The sequence below is a fragment of the Mesorhizobium sp. WSM4906 genome, from assembly GCF_029674625.1.
Lineage (GTDB): Bacteria > Pseudomonadota > Alphaproteobacteria > Rhizobiales > Rhizobiaceae > Mesorhizobium.
The window spans coordinates 3352207-3378375 of the sequence record NZ_CP121355.1 but is presented as its reverse complement, the minus strand read 5'-3'; the positions used below and the strand labels follow the sequence as shown (position 1 = coordinate 3378375).

Here is a 26169-nt window from a genome sequence, read left to right as displayed (position 1 = left end):
CGCTCCGAGTGGCGAACCTGCATTTGCTAATACAGGGCAATCGCGACGGAGCGATTAACGCTGCGGCATCAATTGCGCCGAATCCGGCGACCGAGATCAAACAGAATGCGCGATCAGCGCCAGGAACCCTCCGGCTAAAGCGACATTGCCGACGAAGCCGTTGATACGAGAGGCGCGATCCGGACCCTGATGGTCCCAGAAATTGTGGAACATGGGTGTTGCGACGATGAGGAACAGTATCAGGAGGGAAAGGAAGGGAACCTTGCTGGACGGGCGTTGACGGCAAAAGGCTTGGCGCCTTTCCTCTACCCCGTCGATCGGGGGAGAGGTGGCTCGGCGAAGCCGAGACGGAGTGGGGGGTCGACCAGCGCTACATTAGACAATGCATGCACCAAGCTGCCATGCACGCTATCGCCAAAGACCAGCCGCTTGGAATTAGGGGCCCTCAGCCGTGTCCAGCAGCCAAGGCGCCTCTCCATCCCGGCTTCGCGGGGCCACCTCGCCGGGGCAAGGAACCCAAGCTTACTCCGCCGCCACCTTGGCCATCGGATTGTTTGGATGCGTCGTCCAGTTGGCGTAGATCGGCGACACCGGCTTGCCCGTGCGCTGATCCACCGAACCGGCCGCCAGCGGCTCCATCGTGATGCAGCCTTCCACCGGGCAGACATTGACGCAAAGATTGCAGCCGACGCATTCCGCCTCGATCACCTCGAAATGCCTGACACCGTCGACCATGCTGGTGATCGCCTGATGCGAGGTGTCCTCGCAGGCGATGTGGCAGCGCCCGCACTTGATGCAGGCATCCTGGTCAATATGCGCCTTGGCGACATAGTTGAGGTTGAGATACTGCCAGTCGGTGACGTTGGGCGTGGCGCGGCCGATGATGTCCGAGAGCGAGGCGTGCCCCTTCTCGTCCATCCAGTTCTCCAGGCCCGCGATCATTTCCTGCACGATCTTGAAGCCATAGGTCATCGCCGCCGTGCAGACCTGCACATTGCCTGCGCCGAGCGCCATGAATTCGGCGGCGTCCCGCCAGGTGGTGATGCCGCCGATGCCGGAGATCGGCAGGCCGTGAGTCTCCGGATCGCGCGCGATCTCGGCCACCATGTTCATGGCGATCGGCTTGACCGCCGGGCCGCAATAGCCGCCATGCGAGCCTTTGCCGTCGATGGTCGGCTGCGGCGCGAAACTGTCGAGGTCGACGCCGGTGATCGAGTTGATGGTGTTGATCAGCGACACCGCGTCGGTGCCGCCGGCCCTGGCCGCGCGGGCCGGCTTGCGGATATCGGTGATGTTCGGCGTCAGCTTGGTGATGACGGGCATGCGCGTGTACTGCTTGCACCAACGCACCACCATCTCGATATATTCCGGCACTTGGCCCACGGCCGAGCCCATGCCGCGCTCGCTCATGCCATGCGGGCAACCGAAATTGAGCTCGATGCCGTCCGCGCCGGTCTCCTCGACCAGCGGCAGGATCGCCTTCCAGCTTTCCTCGACGCACGGCACCATGATCGAGGCGACCAGCGCCCGATCCGGCCAATTCATCTTCACCTGCTTCATCTCGCGCAGATTGGCCTGCAGGTCGCGGTCGGTGATCAGCTCGATGTTGTTCAAGCCGAGCAGGCGGCGGTCGGCGCCCCAGATCGCGCCGTAGCGCGGGCCGTTGACGTTGACGACGGGCGGCCCCTCCTCGCCCAGCGTCTTCCAGACCACGCCGCCCCAGCCGGCCTTGAAGGCGCGCTCGACATTGTAAGCCTTGTCGGTCGGCGGCGCCGAGGCCAGCCAGAACGGATTGGGCGACTTGATGCCGACGAAGGTGTTGCGGATGTCTGCCATGCTCATGCCCTCCCGTTAGAGGTCAGTGCCCGGTGGATGGATTCGGCGGCGTCGCGCCCTTGAGCCACGGCCGACACCGTCAGGTCGTCGCCACCGGCGATGCAGTCGCCGCCGGCCCAGACTTTCGCCAGCGAGGTGCGGCCCTCGGCGTCGACCTTGATGCGGCCGCCCTCGAGTTCGATCGATGCGACGCTGCCGTTGAGCACCGCCGGCGTGAAACTCTGGCCGATCGCCTTGAACACCTGATCGGCGGCAAGTGTCAGCCGTTCGCCGGTACCGGCAAGCTTGTCGCCGTCGATCGCGGTGTATTCGAGCTCGATCGCCGACACCTTGCCGTTCTCGGCGATGACGCGCTTCGGCTGCAGCCAGTGGCGGATAGTAACGCCGTTGGCGGCGGCCAGATCCTGTTCGAAGCCGGAGGCATTCATGTGCTCCTGCCCGCGCCGGTAGCAGATCGTCACCTCCTCGGCGCCGAGCAGCTTCGACTGCACCGCGGCGTCGATCGCCGTCATGCCGCCGCCGATGACGACGACGCGCCGGCCGACCGGCAGGCTGCCAAGATCGCTCGCTTGCCTGAGCTCGGCGATGAACTCGACGGCGTTGGCGACGCCGTCGGCGTCCTCGCCGTCGGCCCTGAGCGCATTGACGCCGCCAAGCCCAAGGCCGAGGAACACCGCATCGTAGTTGCGGATCAGGTCGGCCAGTTGGAAGTCGCGGCCGAGCGCCTTGCCGTTCTGGATGTCGATGCCGCCGATAGCGGTGACATAGTCGACTTCCGCCTGGGCGAAATCGTCGACGCTCTTATAGGCGGCGATGCCGTATTCGTTGAGGCCGCCGGCCTTCGGCCGCGCTTCGAGAATGGTGACGTCATGACCGTGACGGGCAAGACGATGCGCCGCCGCGAGACCCGCCGGCCCGGCGCCGACCACGGCGACCGTTTTTCCGGTCGGTTCGGCGCGCGTGTAGAACTGCTTGTCCTCGCCCATCGCGACGTCGGTCGCGTAACGCTGCAGCCGGCCGATCTGCACCGGCTTGCCTTCCGCCACCTCGCGCACGCAGACCTCTTCGCAGAGCGTCTCGGTCGGGCAGACGCGGGCGCACATGCCGCCAAGGATGTTCTGATCGAAGATGGTCTTGGCCGAGCCCAGTGGATTGCCGGTCGCGATCTGCCGGATGAACATCGGAATGTCGATCGACGTCGGGCACGCATTCATGCACGGCGCGTCGTAGCAGAAGTAGCAGCGATCGGCCTCGACCAGCGCCTCGTGGTGATCGAGCAGCGGATGCAGGTCGGAAAAATTGTCGGCATATTGCTCGGCCGACAGCCTGCCGCCAGCTATGCCTTCGATGAAATGACCAGTCGCCATTCCAGTTCCCCTTGTTTTGTTTTGGGGAAGGCTAGCACGTTTTATTTTTTTATCAATTGGTCAATTTTCGGCCAAGCCACTGTAATGGCTGGATAAAAACTTGATAATCGTAGTCATATTATAGCGGGAACTGCTGTCTCCGACGGTCCGCCGCTTGCGATCCTGTGGCCATGGAGCGACCTGATCTCGTCGGCGACCAGCTGCTGCAGTCGCCACAGATTGCGGTCATGGATGCCGAATGTCTCGAGGTGGCTGACGGTGTTGTAGAGATACTCGGCGCCGGAGCCGACATGGCCGCACGCGCGTGCCAGTATCTTTGCGACCCTTTCGAGTGGCTGCCTGAGCGACGTCCCCCTGCCCGTCACTCCAACCCAGAAGCCCAGCGCCCGCAACGATCCTTGTGCCGTGCGTACCGGAACCCATCTGACGGAGCTGACAGCCTCGTGATCGTCGATTTCACGCCGCAGCAGCCGCTCGATCTGGGCCGGCTTCTCGCCATCGGGCAGACGGTAGATCACGCCATCGCAGCACCCGCCGCGCTCGAGCGCCATCATCAGCCCCGGCTGCTCGGCGCTGCCTCTCCAGCGCACAAGGTCCAGGCAGAAGGACCGATGCCAGCCATGGGCCGAGGCGCGCCACTGCTCGACGGACTCGAAGGCCGGCTTCCAGATCAACGAGCCATAGGCGAACACCCAGAGCGGCCCCTCGTCGGCTTCGCCCGACAGGCGCAAGGCAAGCGCGCGGAAATCGTCGTCGTTCAACTGTGTCCATTCCCCGCTCGGCCCCGGATCGACCTCCTCCCGGTGGCACAGAGCGACGAGCTCGGGCGTGAGCGACATTCGACGCATGGAAAACAGCCCCTCTTTGACGCCAGCAAAGTCGAAAACCGCGGAACACGCAAGATTGCAGGCCCGGCGCGCCTTGCCGTTCGCGATTTCTGGTCCAGATGTCGGATTTCTGTCGCCGAGATCGTCCTAGGATGGATCGGACCGCGATCGCTGCCTGAACCGGTGAGGAGACCGACCATGCCGAATTCCCCAAAACCCTTCTTCTGGTACGAACTGATGACCACCGACCTCGACGCCGCCGAGGCCTTTTACACAGCCGTTGTCGGCTGGAAGGCCGAGCCCTTTGCGAAAGCGCCGGGCATGCCTCGCTATATCGTGATGAATTCGGCCGTGCGCGGCGTCGGCGGGTTGATGACCATGCCGGAGGATGCCGCCAAGATGGGCATGCCGCCCGCCTGGCTCGGCTACATCTACACCAAGGATGTGGACGCCTCGACGAAGGCGCTGCAGGAGGCCGGCGGCACCGTCCATCGCCCGCCGGATGACATCCCGGGAGTCGGCCGCTTCGCCGTGGTTGCTGACCCGCAGGGCGCGACCTTCATGTTCCTGCAGCCCAACCAGCCTGGGCAACCGCCGGTGCCTGCCACCACGCCCGGCCATATCGGCTGGCATGAGCTTTACACTTCGGACTGGAAAGCGGCGTTCGACTTCTATGCGGGCCAGTTCGGCTGGGAGAGCGCCGGCGAGTTCGACATGGGCGAGATGGGCATCTACAAGACCTTCACCGCGGGGCCGGAATCAGGCGGCGGCATGATGAACAAGCCGTCGCAGATTCCGGTGCCGGTCTGGCTGTTCTATTTCAACGTCGACGCCATCGATGCCGCGGCCAAACGCGTCACCGACAATGGCGGCAAGGTCATGATGGGACCGATGGAAGTGCCGAGCGCGCAGTGGGTCGTCCAATGCCAGGATCCGCAGGGCGCGCATTTCGCGTTGCTGGCCCCAGTGCGGTGACAAATGGCGAAGCCGGCGGCAACAGCCGATCTCGTCCTCGTGGCAGTGGGAAGCGGATGGAAAGCCAATTGCTTGGCTTTCCATCCGACGAAAGCCGGCAGGACATATAGGGACGTTGTCTCGCCGACCTTTCGCTGTTGAGATTACTCGGGCGTCAGCACTGCCATTTTGAGATCTGCCTTCTTGGCGCCGCTGAGCTGCACGGTAGCCGGACCACCGGCGGAAAGTTTGAAGCGCACGCTCTTGCGAATGCCCGGACAGGTCTTCACGCCGCTGAAACCCGTCGACTTCACGGAATGGCCGTCCTGCACGACATCGATCCAGGCCTCATCAGACAGGCTGAACTGGAGCTCGCCTTCAGGTGGCACGGTCACGCTTGCCGTCGCACCGAACGAGCCGGCTGCCGGTGCGCGTTGCGGCGGCACCTCAAAGCTGATCGTGTCGACCGCCGCGAGTGACAAATCCACCGCTTGCCCGACTGTCAAGGCAGCGCCGGATTGCGCGGCCGGCGCTTCCGGAAACAGGGCCTGCTCGCGTGTGACCGGCCATTTGAAGGCATCGCAGCCGGCGTCGCCGGCCATGGCGAAGCTGGTGCCTGCAAGGAATGCGAATAGGCTAATGGCGGCTTTCTTCATGGCAAAGGTGACCCAGATAGTTTGGAGTATCTGCAGACTAATACAACCATAGGGATATAAATGCAACCAGAGAGAGAAGAAATATGGGAGGTGCGCTGGGTCTCTCCATCACTGATTGTTGATGGCAGGCCATAGGAAGGTGAGTGGGTGCCGGGCATTAATTTATGGCCGGCTCCGAAGGGATGAAATGGAGTTCTGCGTGAAGCTTTTCGAAAGCCTTGCCCAATACCGTCCGCAGGTGCTGGGCGTGCTTCGCATCATGACCGCGTTGCAGTTCATCGAGCACGGCACCCAGAAACTGTTCAATTTTCCTCCCGGAGCCCATGCCGAGGCCCTGACCGGACTTGCACTGACGTCCGGTATTCTCGAGTTTGCCGGCGGCGTCCTGCTCGCGCTGGGGCTCTTCACGCGCCCGGTGGCGTTCCTGCTCTGCGGTGAGATGGCGGTTGCCTATTTCATGGTGCACATGCCGCGCGACTTCTTTCCGGCCAACAATGGCGGCGACGCAGCCATCCTGTTCTGCTTCGTCTTCCTCTATCTGTTCTTTGCCGGTCCGGGCTCCTTCGCGCTGGACAATCGCGACAGCGCCAAGGCCTGACAGCTTGATGCGCGCCTGAATTCAGGCGCGCATCCGTTCGAAATTGGCGTCGAACAGCGGCGCCGCCTGAATGCGCGCCGCATGGCGCCTGCCCAGGATCTCGATCTCGAAGCCGTCCGGCCTGTCGGCGATCTCCTTCGGCACATAACCCATCGCGACCGATTTCTTCGAATTGTGAGCATAGCCGCCCGAGGTGACCCAGCCGCGTACGACGCCGTCATGCCAGATCGCCTCGTCGCCGATGACGTCGGCATCGTGAGCCTCGACGATGAAGGTGCGCAGCCTGAGCTTGCCGCCCTGCTTGCGTTCGGCCAGCGCCGCTTCCTTGCCGATGAAATCGGCCTCCTTGCCATAGGCGACGAAACGATCGAGCCCGGCCTCGACCGGTCCGTAGATCGGCCGGTACTCGCGCGCCCATGAGCCGTAGTTCTTCTCGAGCCTGAGCGCATTGAGCGCGCGCGAGCCGAACAGGCCGACGCCGAATTCCTCGCCTGCCTTGATCAGCGCGTGGTAAGCGGCGCGCTGATATTCCGGCGCCACCCAGATCTCGTAGCCGAGATCGCCCGTATAGCTCACGCGGCCGACGAGACACGGCGCCATGCCGATATCCATCCTGGCGACCGCCATGAAGGGGAAGGCAGCGTTGGAGACATCGGCGCGGGTGACTTTGGCCAGCACCTCCCTCGCCTTCGGTCCGGCAATGGCGAGACCGGTGAGCTTCTGCCCCAGCGCCTCGACGCGCACCGATCCGTCCCCGGGCAGATGCGCCTCGAACCAGCGCATATGGTACTGCTCGGCAATGCCTGAGCCGGCGATGAACCATTCGCCATCTCCGACATTGGCGAGCGTGAAGTCGCCGATCAGCTTGCCGTCTGCCTTCAGCATCGGCGCCAGCGTCATGCGGCCTGGCTTGGGCAGCTTGCAGGCGAGCACGCGGTCAAGCCAGGCTGCGGCGCCGTTGCCCGTCACCCTGTATTTGGCGAAGCTCGAAATCTCCGACAGGCCGACGCTGTTGCGAACGGCGGCAACCTCGCTCGCGACATGGTCGAAGTCGGTCGAACGCCGCCACGAGAACTCGTCCTTGACGCCTGCCGGCGCGTACCACAGCGGCACTTCCAGCCCATAGGCGACGCCCCACTGCGCGCCCTTGGCCGACAGCGTGTCATAGACCGGTGTCGTCTTGAGCGGACGCCCCGCGGGCAGTTCCTCGTTCGGGAAACGGATCGAGAAGCGGCGCGAATAGTTCTCGCGCACCTTGGCGTTGGTGTAGGCCATCGTCGCCCAGTCGCCGTAGCGCGCCACGTCCATCGCCCAGATATCGGCGCCGGGATCGCCCTCGATCATCCAGTTGGAGAGCGCCAGCCCGACGCCGCCGCCTTGGCTGAAGCCCGCCATGACGCCGCAGGCGACCCAGAAGCCGGGCAGGCCGCGCACCGGGCCGACCAGCGGGTTGCCGTCCGGCGCGAAGGTGAAGGGTCCGTTGATGATCTGCTTGATGCCGGTCTTCTGGAAGGCCGGGAAGTGGCGGAAGCCGACCTCCAGCGACGGCGCGATGCGGTCGATGTCCGGCTCCAGCAGCTCATGGCCGAAATTCCATGGCGTCTGGAACTCGGACCACGGCTTGTTCGCCTTCTCATAGGTCCCCATCAGCATGCCGCCGCGCTCCTGGCGCAAATAAAGCTCGCCGTCGAAGTCGACCGCATGGATGATCTCGGTGCCGGTCTTCTTGTTCCAGTCGGCGACCTCGGGCATGTCCTCGGTGATCAAGTACATGTGCTCCATCGCCAGCACCGGCAGCTCCAGCCCGACCATGCGGCCGACCTCGCGCGCCCACAGTCCGCCAGCATTGACGACATGCTCGCAAATCACCTCGCCCTTGTTGGTGATGACGCGCCACAACCCGTCCGGCCGGCGCACGATGTCCTCTACCTTGGTGAAGCGCTCGACCTCGGCGCCGAGCTTGCGCGCTGCTTTGGCGTAAGCATGCGTCACGCCGGACGGGTCGAGATGGCCGTCCTCCTTGTTGCGCACTGCCCCGACGAATTGCTTCGGGTCGAGCAGCGGCATCAGCTCGGCCGCTTCGTTCGGCGAGATCACTTCGAGATCGATGCCGAGATAGCGGCCTTTGGAGACGACGCCGCGCAGCCAGTCGAGTCGCGCCTCGGTCGCGGCCAAAAGCACGCCGCCGGTCAGATGCACGCCGGTCGCCTGGCCGGAAAGCTCCTCGATCTCCTTGTAAAGCGAGATCGTGTATTTCTGCAGCTTCGCGACGTTGGGATCGCCATTGATGGTGTGCATGCCGCCGGCCGCGTGCCAGGTCGAGCCGGAAGTCAGCTCATCGCGCTCCAGAAGCACGACGTCGGTCCAGCCGTGGCGGGCAAGATGGAACAGCACCGAGCATCCGACGACACCGCCGCCGATGACCACGACCTTTGCATGCGACTTCATGGGTTCTTCTCGTTATTTCAGTGAGTTGAGCGAATGAGTGGATTCAGGTTGGGAGGCAGTTATCTCTTTTCAAAGTCGGCGCTGCCCCTCACCCTTACCCTCTCCCCGTGAAGAACGGGGAGAGGGGGCACCGGCGCTGGAGCGCTTCCCTTCTCCCCGTCCTTCACGGGGAGAAGGTGCCGGCAGGCGGATGAGGGGCGGCGCCAGCATTCCAAAACCATCACGGCTCGCCCTGCCCGATCGCTTCCTTGCGGCGCGCGATATAGGCTTCGAGGGCCTCGCGCACGCCAGGATCCATGGCCGGCTGGACATATTCCTCCAGCGCTTTCTTCCATAGCCGCGTCGCGCGGGCCGTGGCGTCGAGCGCGCCGGCCTCCTGCCAGGCTTCGTAATTTTGCCAGTTGGAAAGCATCGGCTGATAGAAGGCGGTGGCATAACGCTCCAGCGTGTGCGGCTCGCCGAAGAAATGGCCGCCCGTCGGCACCGCGCCCAGCGCTTCGACGGCCAGTTCGCCTTCGTCGACCGCGATCGGCCGCAGGAATTCCATCATGTGCTGGATCATTTCGACATCGATGATGAGCTTCTCGAACGACGCCGTCAGCCCGCCCTCCTGCCAGCCGGCGGCATGGTAGACGAGGTTGCCGTGTCCAAGCACGGCGCCCCACAGCGCCATCAGCGTCTCGTAGGCGCCCTGGGCGTCCGCGGCATTGGAGGCGGAGCCGGGCGTGGTGCGGTACGGCAGATTGTAGCGCCGCGCCAATTGCCCCGAGGCGATGTTTGCTTTCGTGTTCTCCGGCGTGCCGAAGGCTGGTGCGCCGGACTTCATGTCGACATTGGAGGTGAAGGCGCCGTACATCACCGGCGCGCCCGGCCGCACGAGTTGCGTCAGCACGATGCCGAACAGTGCTTCGGCGTTCTGCTGCGCCAACGCGCCGGCGAGCGTCACCGGGCTCATCGCACCCATCAGCGTGAACGGCGTCACCGCCACCGACTGGCCGAACTCGGCCATGGTCATCAGCCCTTCGGCCATCATCTCGTCGAAGCGGCGCGGCGAGTTGACCGAGATGATGGTGGTGACGCCGGGATCCTCGCCCAACTGCTCCAGTGTCAGTCCGCGCGCAATCGCCATCATCTCGATGCCGTCCAGCGCCCTGCCCCGGCCGATCGCCGAGACATGGAAGCATTTGTCGGTCAGCGTCAGGTTGGCGAAATAGGTGTCGAGATGACGCGAATTCGCCGGCAGCTCGATCGGCGCGCAGACCTGGTTGCCGAGCATGTGGATGCAGTTGAAATGCTGCGCCAGTCGGACGAGGTCCGAGTAGTCGGCGAGGTTGCCGGCACGGCGGCCGCGCTCCATGTCGTGCACATTGGGCGGCCCGGCGACCAGCGTGAAGTTGATGGTGTTGCCGCCGAGATGAATGGCGCGGGCCGGGTTGCGCGGCGTAAGCGTGTAGCTGGCACGCGTCGTCTTCAGTGCCTCGTCGACCATGCCGCGATCGACGCGCACATTCATCGAGCTGTGATCGACCTTGGCGCCGGCGCGTTCGAACAGGGCGAGCGCCCTCCTGCTCATCACCTCGATGCCGAAATTTTCCAGGATGTGCATCGACGCCTGATGGATGGCTTCGATCTGGTCGGCCGAAAGCAGAGCCATCGGCGGGTAGGGATTCGTCACGCGCCTTAGCGGCAACTGCGGGATGGCGGATGGCCCCCGGTTGCTGGTTCGCTCGGCGCCGCGTTTTCGTCTTGGTTCGGTCATGCGCGCATCAGAGCGCCGACGTGGCCCATGAGCTGTCAGGAATTCGCCATTTGCCGGCGTGATTTTAGCCAAGGCGGCATTTTTCAAAATCGATGGAGAGAAATGCGACGCATTTGGTCGAAATATCGATAGAGCCAGATCGGCGCACTACGGCCGGCGTTAAGGAAGCTCGAAAGACTCCTTTTATGATTTCCGCCTATTCGTCTTCCGATGCGTAGATCGAGTTTTAGTAAAATTGTCGCTGTCTCTGTGCTGCTGGCGCTTTCGGCCTGCGCGACGGCGCCCAGCCATATCAACAACGTCTGCGCCGTCTTCGACCAGAACGACGGCTGGTTCGACAACTGGCAGTCCGCTGCCGAACGCACCGAGCAGAAATACGGCATTCCCGTCCCGGTGCTGATGGCGACGGTGCGCAAGGAATCCGGCTTCAAGAGCAACGCCCGGCCGCCGCGCACCAAGCTGCTCGGCTTCATTCCCTGGAAGCACGTCTCCACTGCCGCGGGCTACTCGCAGGCGCTCGACGGCACCTGGTCGCAGTATCAGATGGAGACCGGCAACTGGGCGGCGCGCCGCAGCCGTTTCGCCGACGCCATCGATTTCGTCGGCTGGTATCATTCCAAGACCGCCGACACGTTCGGCGTCGCCCGCAACGACACTTACAACCTCTATCTCGCCTATTACCTCGGCTGGTCGACCTACGGCCGCGGCAATCGCGGCGACGCCGGCGTACAGAACTACGCGCGCGCCACCGACCAGATGGCCCGCGACTACGCCACGCAGTTGCGGCAGTGTGGAAGCTGACCGTGGCGCGGAACTGATGTCGGCGCCACGCCCTTAAATTAGTTCGGCTTCGGCTTCTTTCCGCGCGGACGCTTCGGAGGTGTACCGGCAAAGCCCGGACCAGCGCCGTGCGGCGCGTCATCCGGCACGCCCTCATGCGCGGCGTGCTCCTTGTCGAATTTGATGACCGGCTCCATCTTGGCCAGCACATCGTCGGCCAGCCAGCACAGGCTCATATGGCCGTCGCCGAGATTCTTTATCGGCGGTACCTTGGTCTCGCACAGATTGTCCGGCACCAGCTTCTTGTAGCCGCAGCGTGTCTGGAACGGACAGCCGGTCGGCGGGTTCATTGCCGACGGGATGTCGCCTTCGAGCACGATGTGCTTCTTGACCACGCTGGTGTCGGCGATCGGGATCGCCGAGAGCAGCGCTTCGGTATAGGGATGGTAGGGCGGCGAAAATATCTGATCCGTCGTGCCCTGTTCGACGATGTAGCCGAGATACATGACCACGACGCGGTCGGCGATATAGCGCACCACCGACAGGTCGTGGCTGATGAACAGCATCGTCGTCTTGTTCTTGCGCTGGATGTCCATCAAAAGCTCGGTCACCGCCGCCTGCACCGAGACGTCGAGCGCCGAGACCGGCTCGTCGGCCACCACCACCTTGGCGTCGCCGGCGAAGGCGCGCGCCACGCCGATGCGCTGCTTCTGGCCGCCTGAGAGCTGGCGCGGCTTGCGGGTCTCGAAGGCCCGCGGCAGCTTCACCAGGTCGAGCAGTTCCAGCATGCGCTTGCGCCGCTCGGCGACCGTCTTGCCGACATTGAACTTCTCCAGCGTGCGGATGATCTGCGAGCCGACCGTATGGCTGGGGTTCAGCGTGTCGAACGGGTTCTGGAATACCATCTGGATCGAAGACACGGTCTCGACATTGCGGCTCTCGATGCCGGTCGACTGGATCTCCTTGTTGCCCAGCGTCACCGTGCCCGAGCTCGCGGTCTCGAGCCCCAGAAGCACCTTGGCGAGCGTCGACTTCCCGCAGCCGGACTCGCCGACGATTGCGACCGTCTCGGATTCGCGCGCGGTGAACGAAATCGTCTCGTTGGCCTTGACGACGCGGCCTTCGCTGGAGCCGAACACCTCGCTGCCGCCGACCTTGTAGTATTTCTTGAGGTCGTCGATCTTGAGCACCGGCGCGCCGGGCTCGACCTTTTCATTGACTTTCTTGGCGCCAGGCGGCAGCGCCTCCCAGTCGATCTCGTTGAAGCGCACGCAGCGCGAGAAATGGCCTTCATGCCCTTCGACCGGAACCATCGGGATTTCGGCGGCGTTGCAGACGCCCTCGACGAAATGGTGGCAGCGGGGGCCGAAATTGCAGCCCATGGGCCGCTCATGCGGCAGCGGCAACTGCCCGGGAATGGAGATCAGCGGCCGCGAATTCTTGTCGGCGCCTGGCAGCGGGATCGAGCGGAACAGCCCTTGCGTATAGGGGTGGCGCATCCGGTCGAAGACGTCCTCGATCTTGCCGGTCTCGACCGCCTCGCCCGAATACATCACCGTAATCTTGTCGCAGGTCTCGAGGATGAGGCCGAGATTGTGCGACACGAAGATCATCGAGGTGCCGAACTTCTCGCCGAGCCCCTTGACCAATTCCACGATGCCGGCCTCGACTGTGACGTCGAGCGCCGTCGTCGGCTCGTCGAGCAAAAGCAGCGCCGGCTTCGACAAGAGCGCCATGGCGATGACGATGCGCTGCTGCTGGCCGCCGGAAAGCTGGTGCGGATAGGAGCGCATCATGCGCTCGGGGTCCGGCAGCTTCACCGCGCGCACCATGTCGAGCGCTCTTTTGTAGGCCTCGTCCTTCGAGACCTTGTCGTGGATCAGCGGCACTTCCATCAATTGCTGGCCGATCTTCATTGCCGGATTGAGGCTCGCCATCGGCTCCTGGTAGATCATGGCGATCTTGTTGCCGCGGATGGCGCGAAGCTCCTCCTCGGACATTTCGCCCATGTCCCTGCCCTGGAACTTGATCCGTCCGCCGACGATCTTTCCGATGTTGGAGAGGTCCCGCATGATGCCGAGCGACACGGTGGACTTGCCGCAGCCGGATTCACCGACGATGCCCATCGCCTCGCCAGGCATGACCGTGCAGGAAAAGTCCATCACCGCCGGGATCTCGCCCTTGCGGGTGAAGAAGGAGATCGACAGGTTCTCGATCTCGATGATTGGCCCGTTGGAGGGCTTGGCCGGATCTCGAACTGCCTCGTTCATGGGTCGCTCCAATCCTTGGTCTTTTGTTAGAGCATGATCTTGTCCGAAAACCAGAGTACCACTTTTTGCTACGCTGACCTTCGGTTCGGGATCATGCTCCGGGCAACTAGGGCCTAAGGCCCCGTCATCAATCCTTCATCGACTGTTCGCGCAGCGAGTCCGCCAGAAGGTTCAGCCCCAGCACGAACGACATCAGCGCGATCGTCGGCGGCAGCGCCGGATGGATGAAGGAGCGCAGCAGCCGGCTCGCATCCTTGATCGCGGTTCCCCAGTCGGGACTTTCCGGCGCCAGGCCCAGGCCGAAATAGCCAAGCGTGCCGAGCAGGATCGTCGTGTAGCCGATACGCAGGCAGGCATCGACGATCAGCGGTCCGCGTGCGTTGGGCAGGATTTCCCACAGCATGATGTACCAGGGCGATTCACCGCGCGTCTGCGCCGCCGCCACATAGTCGCGCGTCTTGATGTCCATGGTCAGCCCGCGCACGATGCGGAACACGCCTGGGCTGGAAGCGAACACCACCGCCACGAAGATGTTGAGCTGGTTGGGATCGATGTGGACGATCTTCAGCGGGTCCTTGTCGAAGACGAGGCCGGCATAGATCCAGCCGCCGACGACGAGCGTGACACCGAGCAGGATGTAGAGGCGGTCCGGCCGGTTCTTGTAACGGGTCCAGAACAGCACGCAGAAGAAGATGATCGGAAACAGGAAGAACAGTCCGGCCATCGCATAGGGGATCGGCGTGTCCATGATGCCTGGCGTCACCAGGAGGTAGAACAAAAGGATCACCGGGAAGGCCAGCACCAGATTGGCGAGGAACGACAGGATAGTGTCGATCTTGCCGCCGTAATAGCCGGCCGGCAGGCCGAGCGTGATGCCGACCATCAGCGCGAAACCGGTCGCCGCCGGCGCGATGATCAGCACGATCTGGCTGCCGTAGACCATGCGCGAGAACACGTCGCGGGCAAGCTTGTCGCCGCCGAAATAATAGATGAGCTTCGACGTCGGCTCGATCGCGCCGGGCAGCGTGTCCTTCATGATCGACACCTGCGCCAGCGGATCGAAGGGCGAGATGGTCGAGGCGAAGATCGCCGTGAACAGCCAGAACAGACAGATGCCGACGCCGGCTATGCCGACGCCGCTGTCGAAGAGCTGGCCGTAGAGGCCGAGCTTCTTCTTGTAGGCAAAGCTGACACCCATCACCACGACGAGGGCGACCCACACCGGCCAGAAGCGCCATAGCACGCCGACCACGACGTCGAAGGCGCTGATATATTCGATTTGCATCCGCCCTGTCCCCCTATTGAACCCTGATGCGCGGATTGAGGAACGCGTAGCCGACATCGGAGATGAGCTGCGTGATCAGCACGATGAACACCGAGACCAGCGAGCAGCCGAGCAGAAGGTCGATGTCGTTGTTGCCCGCGGCCTCGACCAGCGTGTAGCCGAAACCCTGGTACCGGAACATCACCTCGACGATGACGACGCCGGTGAGCAGCCACGGGAACTGCAGCATGATGACGGTGAAGGGCGCAATCAGCGCGTTGCGCAGCGCGTGCTTGACCACCACGCCCCCGAATGACAGGCCTTTGAGGCGCGCGGTGCGGATATATTGCTGCGTCATCACCTCGACCATCGAGGCGCGCGTCATGCGCGCGATATAGCCGGTGCCGTAGATCGCCAGCGTGATCACCGGCAGGGTGAAATTGTAGAAGGTGATGCCTTGGCTGGCGGAGGCGGCCGAGCCGTTCAGCCAGCCGAGCCACGACGCGAAGATGACGGTGAAGATGACGCCCGACACATATTCGGGCGTCGCCGTCGAGGCGATCGAGGCGACGGACAACGTCCGGTCGGTGCGCGAGCCTTCGCGCATCCCCGCCAGGATGCCGATCAGCAGCGAAACCGGCACCATGAGCGCCAGCACCCAGAACATCAGTACGCCTGTGGCGCCGAGCGCCGGGAAGAGCTTGGCCGCGACCGTCGTCTTGAATTTGGTCGAACAGCCGAAATCGCCTTCGAGCACACCGGAAAATGTCGGCACGGTCGGATCATTGCAGAAAGTGAAGCGTTGCATCATCTTTCCGGTCGCCGGATCCGTGATCGGCTGCTTCGGCAGGATGCCCAGCCACTGGCCGTAGCGCGCAAAGAAGTTCTGCCGGTAGCCATGGTTGACCAGCCAGCTTTCGAGCTGGTCGGCCGAAGTGTGCATCTCGGTCTGGCTGATCGCCAGTTTCTTCAGATTGGGTTCGAGATTGACGAGGAAGAAGACGACCAGCGTCAGGCATAGCATCGTGAGCAGGATGGTGCCGATGCGTCTGGCGATGAATGAGAACATGCGTGCCCCCCTGCCGGCCGGGTTGGGGTCAGATACGTTCAACCCTGTGTCGGAAACCTTGTGAGGCCCCGCCACCGCTGCACAATACGCAACGGCGACGAAGCTGCAAATACGAGGGGCTGGCGCCCCTCGTATTCATCGCAAAGGATCACGCCTGATCGAGCCAGACCTTGCCGAAGTCGTGCTCGTAGGTGGGGTGCATCGAGTGGTTCTTCACCTCGGGCTTGATGTTGATGTAGAGCTTGCGCCAGTAGGGCTGGATGATGATGCCGGAATCCTGCAGGGTCTGCTCGATGTCCTTCATCACCGTCTTGCGCTTCTCCGCATCGGCGATCCCGAGCGCCTCGTTCACCTTCTTGTCGAAGTCCGGATTGGCGTAGGCCGTCTCGTTCCACGCTTCGCCGGAGCGATAGGCGATGGCGATGACCTGGATGCCCAGCGGACGCATGTTCCAGTTGGTTTCCGAGAACGGATATTTCGTCCAGTCGTTCCAGAAGGTCGAGCTCGGCAGCACGGTGCGCTTCACCTTGATGCCAGCCTCGCGCAGCTGCGCCGCGATCGCGTCCGTGGTGTTCTTGTGGTAGTCCTCGTCGTTGCTGATCAGCTCGTGCTCGAAATCCATCACGCCGGCTTCCGTCAGCATCTGCTTGGCCTTGGCGATATCGCGCTTGACCTCCGGCAGCTTGACATACTCCGGATGGATCGGCGCCACATGGTGGTTCTCGGCCGGCGTGCCGGCATTGCCGTAGCCGAGCTGCAGCACGGTGGCGTTGTCGACGGCAAGCAACATCGCCTGACGAACCTTCTGGTTGTCATAGGGCTTGTGGGTGACGTTGAAGCGCGACACCACGGTGGCGGCGGTCACCACTTCCGATACGGGCGCGCCGACGTCAGCGATGATCTTGATGTAGTCGGCGGTCGTTTCGTGGTTGGTCTGGACCTCGCCGGACTCGAAGGCCGAAACCGTCGCCGCCGGATCGGTGCCGTAGTCGATGAACTCGACGCCATCGAGGAAAGCCTCGCCCTGCCACCACTTGCCGGTCTCGCGACGCTTGTAGACCACCTTCTGGCCGACATCGTAGGAGACGAGCTCAAACGGGCCGGTGCCGATCGGGCAGTTCTTGAAGTTGGCGCCCTTCTCGTCGAAGGTTTTGTGCACGACCAGTGCCGGATAGTCGCACAGGTTCGGGATGATGGCGATGTCAGGCTTGCTCAGCTTGAGCTTGACCGTCATGTCGTCGACCTTGACGACGGAGCCTTCACGCAGCTTCTTGGTGGTGTCGTCGACCAGGCTGCCGAGGCGGCCGGGCATCGAGTTGCCTTCCGCTCCCTTGTCGGCCCAGCGGGTGAAATTGTAGATGACGTCGTCGGCGGTGAACTTGTCGCCGTTGTTCCATTCGACGCCCGGCCGCACGTGCAGCGTGTATTCGGTGGCGTCGTCGTTGATGTCCCAGCTTGCCAGCAGGTACGGCGCGAAAGTGTACTCTTTCGTGTACTTAACCAGCGGCTCGAGCGCCTGGCGCTCGGCGTTGGCAATCTCTGACCAATCCGCGGTACGCGGATCCTTCGGATCCTTGACCGACATGGCGACCTTCAGCACGCCGCCCTTCTTGCCTTGCACGTCCTCGGCCTTGGCCGGCGTCGGAGCGGCGAGGCCGAGCATGCCGTAGGCCATTGCCGTCGATGCGCCGAAGACGGTGGCCAAGGCCAGGAATTCACGGCGGTCCACCTCGCCCGACTTGGCCTGTTCGGCCATTGCCAGGATGTGGTCCGGAACGCGGTCACCGTTACTTTTGTAGATTGCCATGACTAACTCCCATTGTTTGGCTTTCTGCCTTTTAACATTCCGCATCCGGACCGTGATGTCAAAACACGGTGTGGACTGGGAACATGGTGGCGAATGTGCAACTTTGGAATGAGGCCGGTTCGCGCGATAACGACAGTCATGACGCAAATTTGTTAGTGCAGCGCACATTTCTGAAAAAATCGACGAGCGGATTAAATCAAGACATTTTAGGCGGATAAGGGCCTTGCGCGCACGGCAAAAGTCCCCTCAGGCCCGCCGAGGCGAGCGCCACGTCGTCAATATTCGCGCTCGTAGAAGACGCCGCCCTTGGCTTCGCCCGCGTCGTTGGCCTCGCCGCGAAGTTTCACGCCACGCCCGACATTGAGGTCGATCGTTGCTTTGCCGGAGCCTGGTTTGTCGCCCTTCTGGATCGTCACATAGGTGCGGTCGTTGAGGTACTTGCCGGCGGAAACCGCGGTGCCGCCTTTCTCGTCCGTCGTCACGTCGAGATTGTCGACGCCGATGGCGCTTTGCAGGTTCTCGAGCAGTGAGGTCGAGCCGCCGACCCCTGCCAGCTGCGCGGCGGCTTGCGCCAGTTGCGCAATCTGCAGCGGTGACAGTTTGGACATGGATTGACCGAAGATGAGCTGTGCCAGGACCTCGTCCTGGGGCAACGCCGGCACGGAGGAGAAAGTGAACTTCGGATTGGTCGCTTCGCCCGAAACGACGATGGTGACGGTGGCGCTGCTTGTCGTCGTAGTCGCCGTCAGGTTGAGATAAGGCACCAGCGAACCCTGGAAGCCGACCGTGCCTTCGGTGAAGGTCAGCCGCTTGGCAAGAATCGACAGCCGTCCGCGCTGCAGGGTGAAGGTGCCCACGGCTTGCGGCGACGAGGCCGGGCCGGTCAGCTTGAGCGATCCGCCGAACTCGGCATCGACGCCCCTGCCCTGGATGAAGATCTGGTTCGGCGCGTTGACTGTGACGTCGAGAACAAGACCGCCGCCGCCCTTGCTGCTACCGCTAGATGTCGGCGGGTTCAGCGCCCTGTCCTGCGCCCGCACCGCGCGTGGCGCATTCTTGTGCTTGACGTCGAGCGCCGAGAGCGAGCCCGGCAGCTTTTCCGGCACGGTGATGACCGTCCTCGCCAGATTGATGGTGCCGGCGATCACCGGCGCCGAAACGAGCGGCCCCTTGATGGTCAGGTCGCCGCCGAGATTGGCGGTCACCACCCTGCCGTCGGTATAGCGGCCATCGGTAAGTTTTATCGACAGGTCGGCCGGGAAGCCTTGCGCCGGGGTAATGCCGACTGTGCCGCTGGCCGAAAGGCTGCCGCGCGTCGACAAAGTACCGGTCAGGCGATTGATCCTGGCAACGCCGCCGCCGATCGAGACGTCGGCCGCGATGTCGTTGACCGCGAGCCCGGAACGCGCGTCGATAAGGCGTGCGCCGGATGTCGTGACTTTGCCGCTGATCACCGGCGACGATGCGGGACCGCGCACCTGCACGTCGACATTGGCGGTGCCATTGAGCGCCAGGCCTTGCGCCGCAAGCTTGGCGGCAAGGAAGGAAAACGGCACCTTGCCGTTGAAGTCGAGCGCCAATGTAGGCCCACCTGCTGTCGTCACCGTGCCGCCGCCCTTGAGGCCAAGGCCAGCGCTGTCGCTGATGTTGGCGTCGAAAGCGAGCTTGTTGCCGGCAAAGGTTCCGGACGACGAGACGTTGATGCCGCCGAGCCCGGCGCCGCGCGTCTGCGAGGTCTGCACACCCGAAGCGTCGACGTTAAAGGCGACCGCCGGCGTGGCCGGCGCGCCGGACACCTTAACCGTGCCCGAGATCGAGCCCGCAGCATCGAGGCCGGGCGAAAAACTGTTGGCGAGCGAGACCGGCACCCTGGCCAGATTGGCGTTGATGTCGAGCGTCTGCGCGACCTTGCCCGTCACCGTTGCCGTGCCGCCGCCGAGATTGAGCACCAGCCGGTCGAGCGTCGTGGCGCCGTTGGCGATGGTCACCGTCGAGGCCTGCGCGATCGCGGCCTTGATGCCTTGCACCGTCGCCTGGCCCGACGCGAGCTCGATGGTCGTCGTGCCGTTCGCCATTTTCACCCGGCCGGCCGCCTTCGCCGGAATATTCTTCACGGTGGCGCCTCCGGAGAAGCCGGTCCAGTCGCCGTCGCGCTTCAAGTCGACGTCGATGCCGGTGACGGCGGTGCCGCCCGAGATCACGCTCCCGGCGCGGATCGTGCCGGAGATGACGGGCGCCGCGAGATAGTTTGCGATCTGGGCATCGATGGCGACGTTCTTGGCCGAGAGGTCGCCGCGCTTGATCGCCGCCGTGGTCGCCTTGACGGCGACATTCGGTCCGTTGTCGGTTTTCGCGAAGGCGATCGTGCCGCGTACGTCGCCTTCCGCCTTTTCCAGTGCCAGCGCCGCCAGCGGTCCGATGTCGGGCAGGTCGAGCGACACGGTGCCCACCGGCACGAAAGCCTGGTCGAGCGCCAGATCGCCGGAGATCTTGCTTGATCCCAGCGACAGCAAAAGCCCGTTGATCGCGCTCTTGCCGTTGGTGGTGGCAAGCACCGCGCTGCCCTGCAGCGGCTGCCCGGCGACATTGCCGGTCAGTTGCACATTGGCCGCCGGACTGGCGGCATCGGCCTTGCCGGTCGCGATCAGCTTCAGCCCGGTGATATCGCGCGACGCCACCGAAAGCCGGTCGCTGTTCACCGTCAATGACAGGTCCGGTGCCGTAGGCGCGCCCTGCGCATTGAGCGCGAAGGTGATGGCGCCCTTGGCGTCCTTCGACAGCAGCGAAATATCCGCCAGCGCGCCCTTGATGGCGGCGCTCAGCGTGTTGTCGGCGATGCTCGCCTGCCCGTCGGCGGTGAACGCGCCGGAAGCTACTTTGACCGGGCCGACGCTGACATTGCCCTTGGCGTCGCGTTGCGTTGTGGCGCTGAGTTGCGTGCGCTCGGCGAGAACACCGCGCACCGCCGCCGGCAAGGCGGCTGAGAGCACGTCCGCCTTGACGGTGAAGTCGACGGAGCCGTCGGCAAACGACACTCTGCCATTGAAGGCGCCGTCGACCGCGCCGCTGGTCGCCGAGCCGCTATTGATGGTGATCGCGTCGGGAGCAAGGCTGCCGGCGACTTTCGCCGTGACCTTGCCGGCAACCAGCGGCGCAACCGTCGGATTGTCGAGATCGATCTTGTCGGCCGCGATCATACCGGAGGCGGGGCCCGTCCGGCTCTTGACGTCGAACCCGTCGGAATGCAGCGCCAGCGCCAAGCCCTCCACCTTGATGTGGTTGGCCGTAGCGGAGGGCAGTGTGGCCGAGATATCGAGGCGCGGCGTCGCGCCTTGCCCCGCGGCTTTCACCGAAACGGTCTGCAATTCCAGGTCGACGGGGCTTGCGGCGGTGCCGAATTTGAGCGGCAGGCTCGGGCCGTTCGAGTTGAGGTCGAGCGAGAAATCGCTGGCGCCGTTCGGATTGATGGTGCCGGCGGCCCTGCCCGAGATCTTGTCGCCGGAAAGCGTCGCTTGGTCGACGACGAGGCCGCCCGACGTCGAGACGCTGCCGGCGGCGTCGAGATCGAGCGGCCCAAGCCCGATCTGTCGGGTCTGGGCGGTCTCCGCGCCGGCGAGCTTGGCATTGAACCGGACATCGGGGTTGGCCGACGGACCCGCGACATGCGCCGTGCCCTCCAGCGTTCCGGCCGCATCGAGACCAGGCACGAAATCATTGGCGAGCGCCGCCGGCAGATTGGCCAAATTGGCGGTCAGGTCGAAGATCTGGCCAGCACTGCCTGAAACGGTCGCCGTGCCGCCGCCGAGATTGAGCGCGAGCTTCTCGACGGTGGTGACGCCGTTGGCGATCGAAAGGCTCGACGGCTCGGCGATCGTCGCCTTGATGCCGCGCACGGTCGCTTCGCCGGACGCGATCTCGACGCTGGTCTTGCCGCCTGCGATCTTCACGCGGCCGGTGGCGGTGGCCGGAATGCCCGACGCCGTCGCGCCGCCGGCAAAGTTGGTCCAATCGCCGTCGCGCTTCAGATCGATGCCGATGCCGCTGATCACCGTGCTTCCGGAAGTCACGCTGTCGGCCTTGATCGTGCCCGCGATCGCCGGTCCCTTGAGATAGTTGGCGATCAGCGCGTTGACGGTGATGGTCTTTGCCGCCAGGTCGCCGCGCGCGATCGAGGTGCTTGCCGCGTTGATCGTGACGGTCGGAGCCCCGTCATCCTTGGCGAAGGCGATCGTGCCGTTGATATCGCCGGTCGCCGATTGCCCGCCGAGAGCCGCCAGCGGCCCGATGTCGGGAACCGCAAGCGTCAGCGTGCCGAGCGGCAGATACTGATCGCCGAGCGCGAGATCGCCCGAAACCTTGTTGTCGCCGAGCGCCAGGCTGAGCCCCCTGATCGAGCGCTTGCCGTCGGCGGTCACCAGCGAGGCGCTGATGTCGAGCGGCTGCTCCTCCACGCTGCCCGTCAGTGAAACATCGGCCGAAGGGTTGGCGATATCGGCCTTGCCCTTCGTGGAGAGCTTGATGTCCTTCACCGTCCGGCCAGCCGCCGTCAGGCTGGCGCTGTCGGCTGAAATCGAAAAGTCCGGCGCCCATCGCGGCCCGCTCGCGGTCAGCGCGAAATTGATCCCGCCGGCGAGCGGCGTGCCGGCAAGCGACGATAGCGGCGAGACGTCGCCCAGCGCGCCCTTGACGTTGGCCTGAATGTCCGAGCCTTGCATGCTGCCGGTGCCGCTGGCGCTGAGCGAGCCGGAGGTAATCTCCAGCGAATTGGCCGCGAACGCGCCTTGCGGATCGCGGGTCGCGGTGGCCGAGAATTTCACCCGCTCGCCAAGCAGCGAGCTGATTTGTGGCGGCAGCGCCGTCGATACGGCGTCGGCGTTCATCTTCAGCGTCATCGACAGATCGGCGAGCGAGACACCGGCCGTCAGCGCCGCATTGAGCGCATCGCTGCGCAACGTGCCCTTGTCGACGGTCACGTTATCGCGGCTGACCGTGCCTGAAAGATCGGCGGCGAGCTTGCCCGTCACCAGCGGCGCCAGCGTCGCAACGTCGGTTTTCAGGCCGGCGGCGGCGAGCTTGACGCTGACCGGACCGCCAAGGGTCTCGACATCGAAGCCATCGGAATGGATCTCTCCCGTCACATTGTTGAGCTGCGTGCCGCCGACAGCGATCGAGGCCAGCGCGGTGCCGATATCGACCATCGGAGTCTTGCCGTCGCCAAAGGCACGTGCGGTCGCCTTCTGGACCGCGATCAGGATCGGCACGGCGCTGTTGCCGACATCGATGGTGACTGGCTTGCCCTTGGCTGAAAGCTCGACGGCAAGGTCGCTGGTGCCTTTCGGGTCGACATTGCCGGTCGCCGTGCCATGCACGGTGTCGCTCTCTATAGTGGCGCGCTCGATATCGACCCCACCGGCCGTGGTCGCCGTGCCGGCGATGTCGAAGCTCGTCTTGCCTGCGAACAGCGACTTGAACTTATCCGGCAGGAAGCGCTCGAATTCGCCGTCGCCCTTGGCTTCGATATAGTGGCCCTTGTCGCTGAGCTGATGGCGCCCGGTGAGCTGGGTGATGATCTGGCGGTCGACGACGAAGGTGCCGATGCCGCTCCAATTGGCGAGCGGCCCGGTACCGGAAACGACGATGTCGACGGGTGGCGCATCGGGCAGCTTGAGCAGGTTGGCGATGATCCCGCCCGCCGGCTCCGACGCCTTGAGATCGAGGTCGAGCTTGTTGTCGGCCGGCGCGAAATGGACCTTGGCGTCGACATTGCCTTGCTTACCGTCGTGGCGGGCGACGTTGAGCACCGTCTCGATCGCCAACGGCGATGGGTCGGCTTTCAGCGAACCCTTGGCGGCAAGTTCGGCAATGCCGCTGCCGGCAAGCTGCTGCCCGAGCGCGATCTCCGGCAAGTCGATCTGCTTGACATCGACCGAAACCGGCAGGCTGCTCGAACCGCCCTGCGAAGGCTGCTGGCTGGCTTGCGGCAGCCGCGCCAGCTCGATGCGCTCGGCGGCGATCCGATCGGCGTTGAAATTGCGTGACAAGAGCGCCGTCGGCGACCAGTCGAGCGCCACCGTGCGCGCCACCAGCCAGGGTCCGACGCGATCCTCCAGCACGACGTGATCGACCCGCAACGCACCGGACCATATGCCTTCGATGCCGCTGACAGTAACCTTGCGGTCCTCGGTCGAGGCCATTTTCGAAATCATGCCGGCGAGATTTTGCCGGCCGCCTTCGGTCCCGGTCAGAACGACGAGCGCGCCGATCGCCACCACCAGCAGCAGGAGCAGCGCGTAAAGGCAGATGCGAAGGATGCGCCAGAATGTCTTCATCGTCAGAACGCCTGGCCGATGCCGGCATAAATGCCGAAATGCGGATCGCTCGGATCGCGGTTGAGCGGCACGGCCGCATCGACGCGCAGCGGCCCGAACGGCGTGAGATAGCGCAGGCCGACGCCGGCGCCGACCTTGACGTCCGCGAAATCGGGGAAGGATTTCGTTGACACCGTGCCGGCATCGACGAAGGGCACGATGCCGATCGTGTCGGTGATCGCTATGCGCATCTCGACCGAGGTTTCGAAGAGAGACAGGCCGCCGATCGGCTGGCCTTCGATGTCCTTCGGGCCGATGCCCTGATAGGCATAGCCGCGCACCGAACCGCCGCCGCCGGAATAGAAGCGCCGGTCGGCGGGCACGTTCTGGAGGCCTGTGCCGACGATCGAACCGATGGCGGCGCGTTCGGCGAGCACGAATCTGCTTGCCGTGTCGAGCGACTGGTAGGCGGAGCCTTCGCCCTTCAGCTTGAGGAAGGTCGCACCGTTCAGGATATCGTAGCTCGGCTCGGCATAGGCGAGCGCCCGAAAACCCCTGGTCGGGTTGAGCTTGTTGTCGCGGCTGTCATAAACGTATTGCAGCGGAACGCTGGCGATCAGGTAGGTGTGCTTGCCGAAGGCGTCGGTGATCCGCGAATAATCGAGGGCGAATTCGGCGGAGACCCGCTGCCTTTTGTCGAGATCGTAGGAGACACCGATATTGCCCTTGACCGAGAAATGGTCGTAGGCGTCGGGGTGCTCGAATACCGTCTTGATGCCGGTGAAGAACTTCGATGTCGGCCCGAGCACGCCCGGCTTCTCGAACATGATGCCGGCATTGTAGTTAAGCGCGGAAAGGCTGTTGCTGCCAATGCCGCTGATGGAGCCGTCGATACGCAGCTTCTCTGCCTGGCCGAACAGGTTGCGGTGGCCCCAATAGCCTTCCAATCCCAGCCCTTCCGTATTCGAAAACGTGCCGCCGATGCCGAAAAAGCGCGGCTTGCGCTCGCTGACCTGGACGTCCATCGGAATATTGCCTTGGGCGTCGAGGCTGTCGCCTTCCTTGATGGTCACGCTGTTGAAGACCTCGAGCCCGAGCAGGCGATCGCGGGCATCGTCAATCTCTTGCGGCGAATATTGCTGACCCCGCTTCAGCCCGGTCATGTATTCGGTGAAGTCGCGATCGACCTTCTCCGTGCCCTCGACCGTCGTGTCGCCATAGCCGGCAACTGGGCCGGCCGCCACCGTCAGCGTGACGTCGAGCGTCGAGGTGGCGTGATCGGCGACGATCTCGCGATCCGTCACCTTGGCGAGCGGCCTGCCCTCTTCCTTCAAGGCGCGTACGATCGCCGCTTCAGCCTTGAGCACTGCGCCCGATCCTGCATCGCCGCCTGCGATCAGGCCGAAATCGGCGCTCGCCAGGCCCGCCGCGTCGCCTTTCAGCCTGATGTCGCCCAGCGTGAATTTAGGACCGGCCGCAACGCTGACGACCACCGGAATGGGCTGCGGTCCCTTGAACTCGGCATCCGGCGGCAGTTCGTCTATCGACTTGCCCTGGATGGTGATTGTGACCACGCCTTCGTAGCGGGCGTCGGCGTAAAGGGCGGCAACGAGCTGTTCCCGGTCGCTGCGCGCCTTGGCCATCAGGCCGAGCGACCCTGATACCGGATGCTCCTCGTCGCTTTTGAGCGCCGAGGCATTCTCCAGCCTCTCGGCCAGGTCCTTGTCGGCATCCGGTGCATCGATCGTCACCGAATAGCGCAAAGGATCGACGATATCGGCATCCTCGTCCTTGGACGAACCCCAGAGCTTGATGCCGAAAATCTCGAAAGCGGCCGCCGTCCGTGCTTCACCGGCGAGGATGGCCGAGCAGACAAGCGCCGAAAGCAGGACGCGCGGAAGCCCGCGCCCTGGCGCGATCCCTCCTGACATCTGCGTTTCATGCGCCCGCATTAAGACAACCTAGTCGACAAATCTAAAATTGGAATGAAGTTCTGAAACGCTCGTAAAGGGGCCATAATCCAATTGTCTTAAATAGACCGGGCTTGGAATTCACACCTTTTGCATCTTCGCAAGAAAGTGTGATCCTTCTCATAGAGGTTCTGTCGAAATACCGGCCTTTGGCCGGCATGGAAACCGTTGGCAGGTGGAAAAAACCTGCCGCGTTCCGGCGTTGACAAGCCCGTTTGATGCTTGATCATGCCCGGACGCTGGCAATGTCTGGAGG

At 63.8% G+C, this 26169-nt stretch carries 15 protein-coding genes and 1 pseudogene; 3 read left to right on the top strand and 13 right to left on the bottom strand.

The window, feature by feature from the left end; all coding sequences use genetic code 11:
• Positions 1-96 precede the first annotated feature (96 nt).
• The 4 genes and pseudogenes from QAZ22_RS16045 to QAZ22_RS16030 form a co-directional block, all read right to left on the bottom strand.
• Positions 97-249, bottom strand: a pseudogene (locus QAZ22_RS16045) (DoxX family protein); the annotation flags it as partial.
• A gap of 273 nt (positions 250-522) precedes the next feature.
• Entirely contained in the window at positions 523-1836 is a 1314-nt protein-coding gene (gene preA, locus QAZ22_RS16040) for an NAD-dependent dihydropyrimidine dehydrogenase subunit PreA (protein ID WP_278201735.1), read from the bottom strand.
• A 2-nt stretch (positions 1837-1838) separates the two neighbouring features.
• Positions 1839-3203: an NAD(P)-dependent oxidoreductase gene (locus tag QAZ22_RS16035; protein WP_278201734.1), complete on the bottom strand. Its 1365-nt coding sequence runs from the start codon at positions 3201-3203 to the stop codon at positions 1839-1841.
• 113 nt (positions 3204-3316) lie between these two features.
• The gene (locus tag QAZ22_RS16030) at positions 3317-4051 is read right to left on the bottom strand and encodes a gamma-glutamylcyclotransferase (protein ID WP_278201733.1); all 735 of its coding nucleotides are present in this window, start codon (positions 4049-4051) and stop codon (positions 3317-3319) included.
• Positions 4052-4228: 177 nt separating this feature from the next.
• Here QAZ22_RS16030 and QAZ22_RS16025 point away from each other — a divergent pair, with 177 nt between their 5' ends.
• Entirely contained in the window at positions 4229-5005 is a 777-nt protein-coding gene (locus QAZ22_RS16025) for a VOC family protein (protein WP_278201732.1), read from the top strand.
• A gap of 143 nt (positions 5006-5148) precedes the next feature.
• Here the strand turns inward: QAZ22_RS16025 and QAZ22_RS16020 are convergent, their stop codons facing one another.
• Positions 5149-5640, bottom strand: a complete 492-nt coding sequence (locus QAZ22_RS16020; protein WP_278201731.1) for a hypothetical protein — start codon at positions 5638-5640, stop codon at positions 5149-5151.
• Between the two features lie 199 nt (positions 5641-5839).
• Between QAZ22_RS16020 and QAZ22_RS16015 the strand changes: the two genes are divergently transcribed.
• Positions 5840-6238, top strand: coding sequence for a DoxX family protein (locus QAZ22_RS16015; protein ID WP_278201730.1), 399 nt, complete (start codon positions 5840-5842; stop codon positions 6236-6238).
• Between the two features lie 21 nt (positions 6239-6259).
• Here QAZ22_RS16015 and QAZ22_RS16010 read toward each other — a convergent pair whose 3' ends face one another.
• The gene (locus QAZ22_RS16010; protein WP_278201729.1) at positions 6260-8686 is read right to left on the bottom strand and encodes an FAD-dependent oxidoreductase; all 2427 of its coding nucleotides are present in this window, start codon (positions 8684-8686) and stop codon (positions 6260-6262) included.
• A 220-nt stretch (positions 8687-8906) separates the two neighbouring features.
• On the bottom strand, positions 8907-10445 hold the full coding sequence (locus tag QAZ22_RS16005) for a trimethylamine methyltransferase family protein (protein ID WP_278201728.1): 1539 nt from the start codon (positions 10443-10445) through the stop codon (positions 8907-8909).
• 210 nt (positions 10446-10655) lie between these two features.
• Between QAZ22_RS16005 and QAZ22_RS16000 the strand changes: the two genes are divergently transcribed.
• A complete protein-coding gene (locus tag QAZ22_RS16000; protein ID WP_278201727.1) occupies positions 10656-11246 on the top strand; it encodes a transglycosylase SLT domain-containing protein in 591 nt (196 codons plus the stop codon).
• 38 nt (positions 11247-11284) lie between these two features.
• Here QAZ22_RS16000 and QAZ22_RS15995 read toward each other — a convergent pair whose 3' ends face one another.
• From QAZ22_RS15995 to QAZ22_RS15970, 6 genes are all read right to left on the bottom strand, one after another.
• A complete protein-coding gene (locus tag QAZ22_RS15995) occupies positions 11285-13495 on the bottom strand; it encodes an ABC transporter ATP-binding protein (protein WP_278201726.1) in 2211 nt (736 codons plus the stop codon).
• A 127-nt stretch (positions 13496-13622) separates the two neighbouring features.
• Positions 13623-14780, bottom strand: coding sequence for an ABC transporter permease (locus QAZ22_RS15990; protein ID WP_278201725.1), 1158 nt, complete (start codon positions 14778-14780; stop codon positions 13623-13625).
• A 13-nt stretch (positions 14781-14793) separates the two neighbouring features.
• Positions 14794-15828 carry an ABC transporter permease gene (locus tag QAZ22_RS15985; RefSeq protein ID WP_278201724.1) on the bottom strand — a complete coding sequence of 345 codons (1035 nt, stop codon included), beginning with the start codon at positions 15826-15828 and terminating at the stop codon, positions 14794-14796.
• 148 nt (positions 15829-15976) lie between these two features.
• Positions 15977-17635 (bottom strand): ABC transporter substrate-binding protein, encoded by a 1659-nt coding sequence (locus QAZ22_RS15980; RefSeq protein ID WP_278201723.1) that lies wholly within the window; start codon positions 17633-17635, stop codon positions 15977-15979.
• 275 nt (positions 17636-17910) lie between these two features.
• A complete protein-coding gene (locus QAZ22_RS15975; protein WP_278201722.1) occupies positions 17911-23964 on the bottom strand; it encodes a translocation/assembly module TamB domain-containing protein in 6054 nt (2017 codons plus the stop codon).
• A 2-nt stretch (positions 23965-23966) separates the two neighbouring features.
• Positions 23967-25895, bottom strand: coding sequence for an autotransporter assembly complex family protein (locus QAZ22_RS15970; RefSeq protein ID WP_278201721.1), 1929 nt, complete (start codon positions 25893-25895; stop codon positions 23967-23969).
• Positions 25896-26169 lie beyond the last annotated feature (274 nt).

Excerpts from the sequence above, each read along its gene's own strand:
- QAZ22_RS16005 (WP_278201728.1), bottom strand. The coding sequence starts at position 10,445 with ATGACCGAACCAAGACGAAAACGCGGCGCCGAGCGAACCAGCAACCGG.
- QAZ22_RS16010 (WP_278201729.1), bottom strand. The coding sequence starts at position 8,686 with ATGAAGTCGCATGCAAAGGTCGTGGTCATCGGCGGCGGTGTCGTCGGA.
- QAZ22_RS16025 (WP_278201732.1), top strand. The coding sequence starts at position 4,229 with ATGCCGAATTCCCCAAAACCCTTCTTCTGGTACGAACTGATGACCACC.
- preA (WP_278201735.1), bottom strand. The coding sequence starts at position 1,836 with ATGGCAGACATCCGCAACACCTTCGTCGGCATCAAGTCGCCCAATCCG.
- QAZ22_RS16020 (WP_278201731.1), bottom strand. The coding sequence starts at position 5,640 with ATGAAGAAAGCCGCCATTAGCCTATTCGCATTCCTTGCAGGCACCAGC.
- QAZ22_RS16000 (WP_278201727.1), top strand. The coding sequence starts at position 10,656 with ATGCGTAGATCGAGTTTTAGTAAAATTGTCGCTGTCTCTGTGCTGCTG.
- QAZ22_RS15995 (WP_278201726.1), bottom strand. The coding sequence starts at position 13,495 with ATGAACGAGGCAGTTCGAGATCCGGCCAAGCCCTCCAACGGGCCAATC.
- QAZ22_RS15985 (WP_278201724.1), bottom strand. The coding sequence starts at position 15,828 with ATGTTCTCATTCATCGCCAGACGCATCGGCACCATCCTGCTCACGATG.
- QAZ22_RS16030 (WP_278201733.1), bottom strand. The coding sequence starts at position 4,051 with ATGCGTCGAATGTCGCTCACGCCCGAGCTCGTCGCTCTGTGCCACCGG.
- QAZ22_RS16035 (WP_278201734.1), bottom strand. The coding sequence starts at position 3,203 with ATGGCGACTGGTCATTTCATCGAAGGCATAGCTGGCGGCAGGCTGTCG.
- QAZ22_RS15980 (WP_278201723.1), bottom strand. The coding sequence starts at position 17,635 with ATGGCAATCTACAAAAGTAACGGTGACCGCGTTCCGGACCACATCCTG.
- QAZ22_RS15970 (WP_278201721.1), bottom strand. The coding sequence starts at position 25,895 with ATGCGGGCGCATGAAACGCAGATGTCAGGAGGGATCGCGCCAGGGCGC.
- QAZ22_RS15975 (WP_278201722.1), bottom strand. The coding sequence starts at position 23,964 with ATGAAGACATTCTGGCGCATCCTTCGCATCTGCCTTTACGCGCTGCTC.
- QAZ22_RS15990 (WP_278201725.1), bottom strand. The coding sequence starts at position 14,780 with ATGCAAATCGAATATATCAGCGCCTTCGACGTCGTGGTCGGCGTGCTA.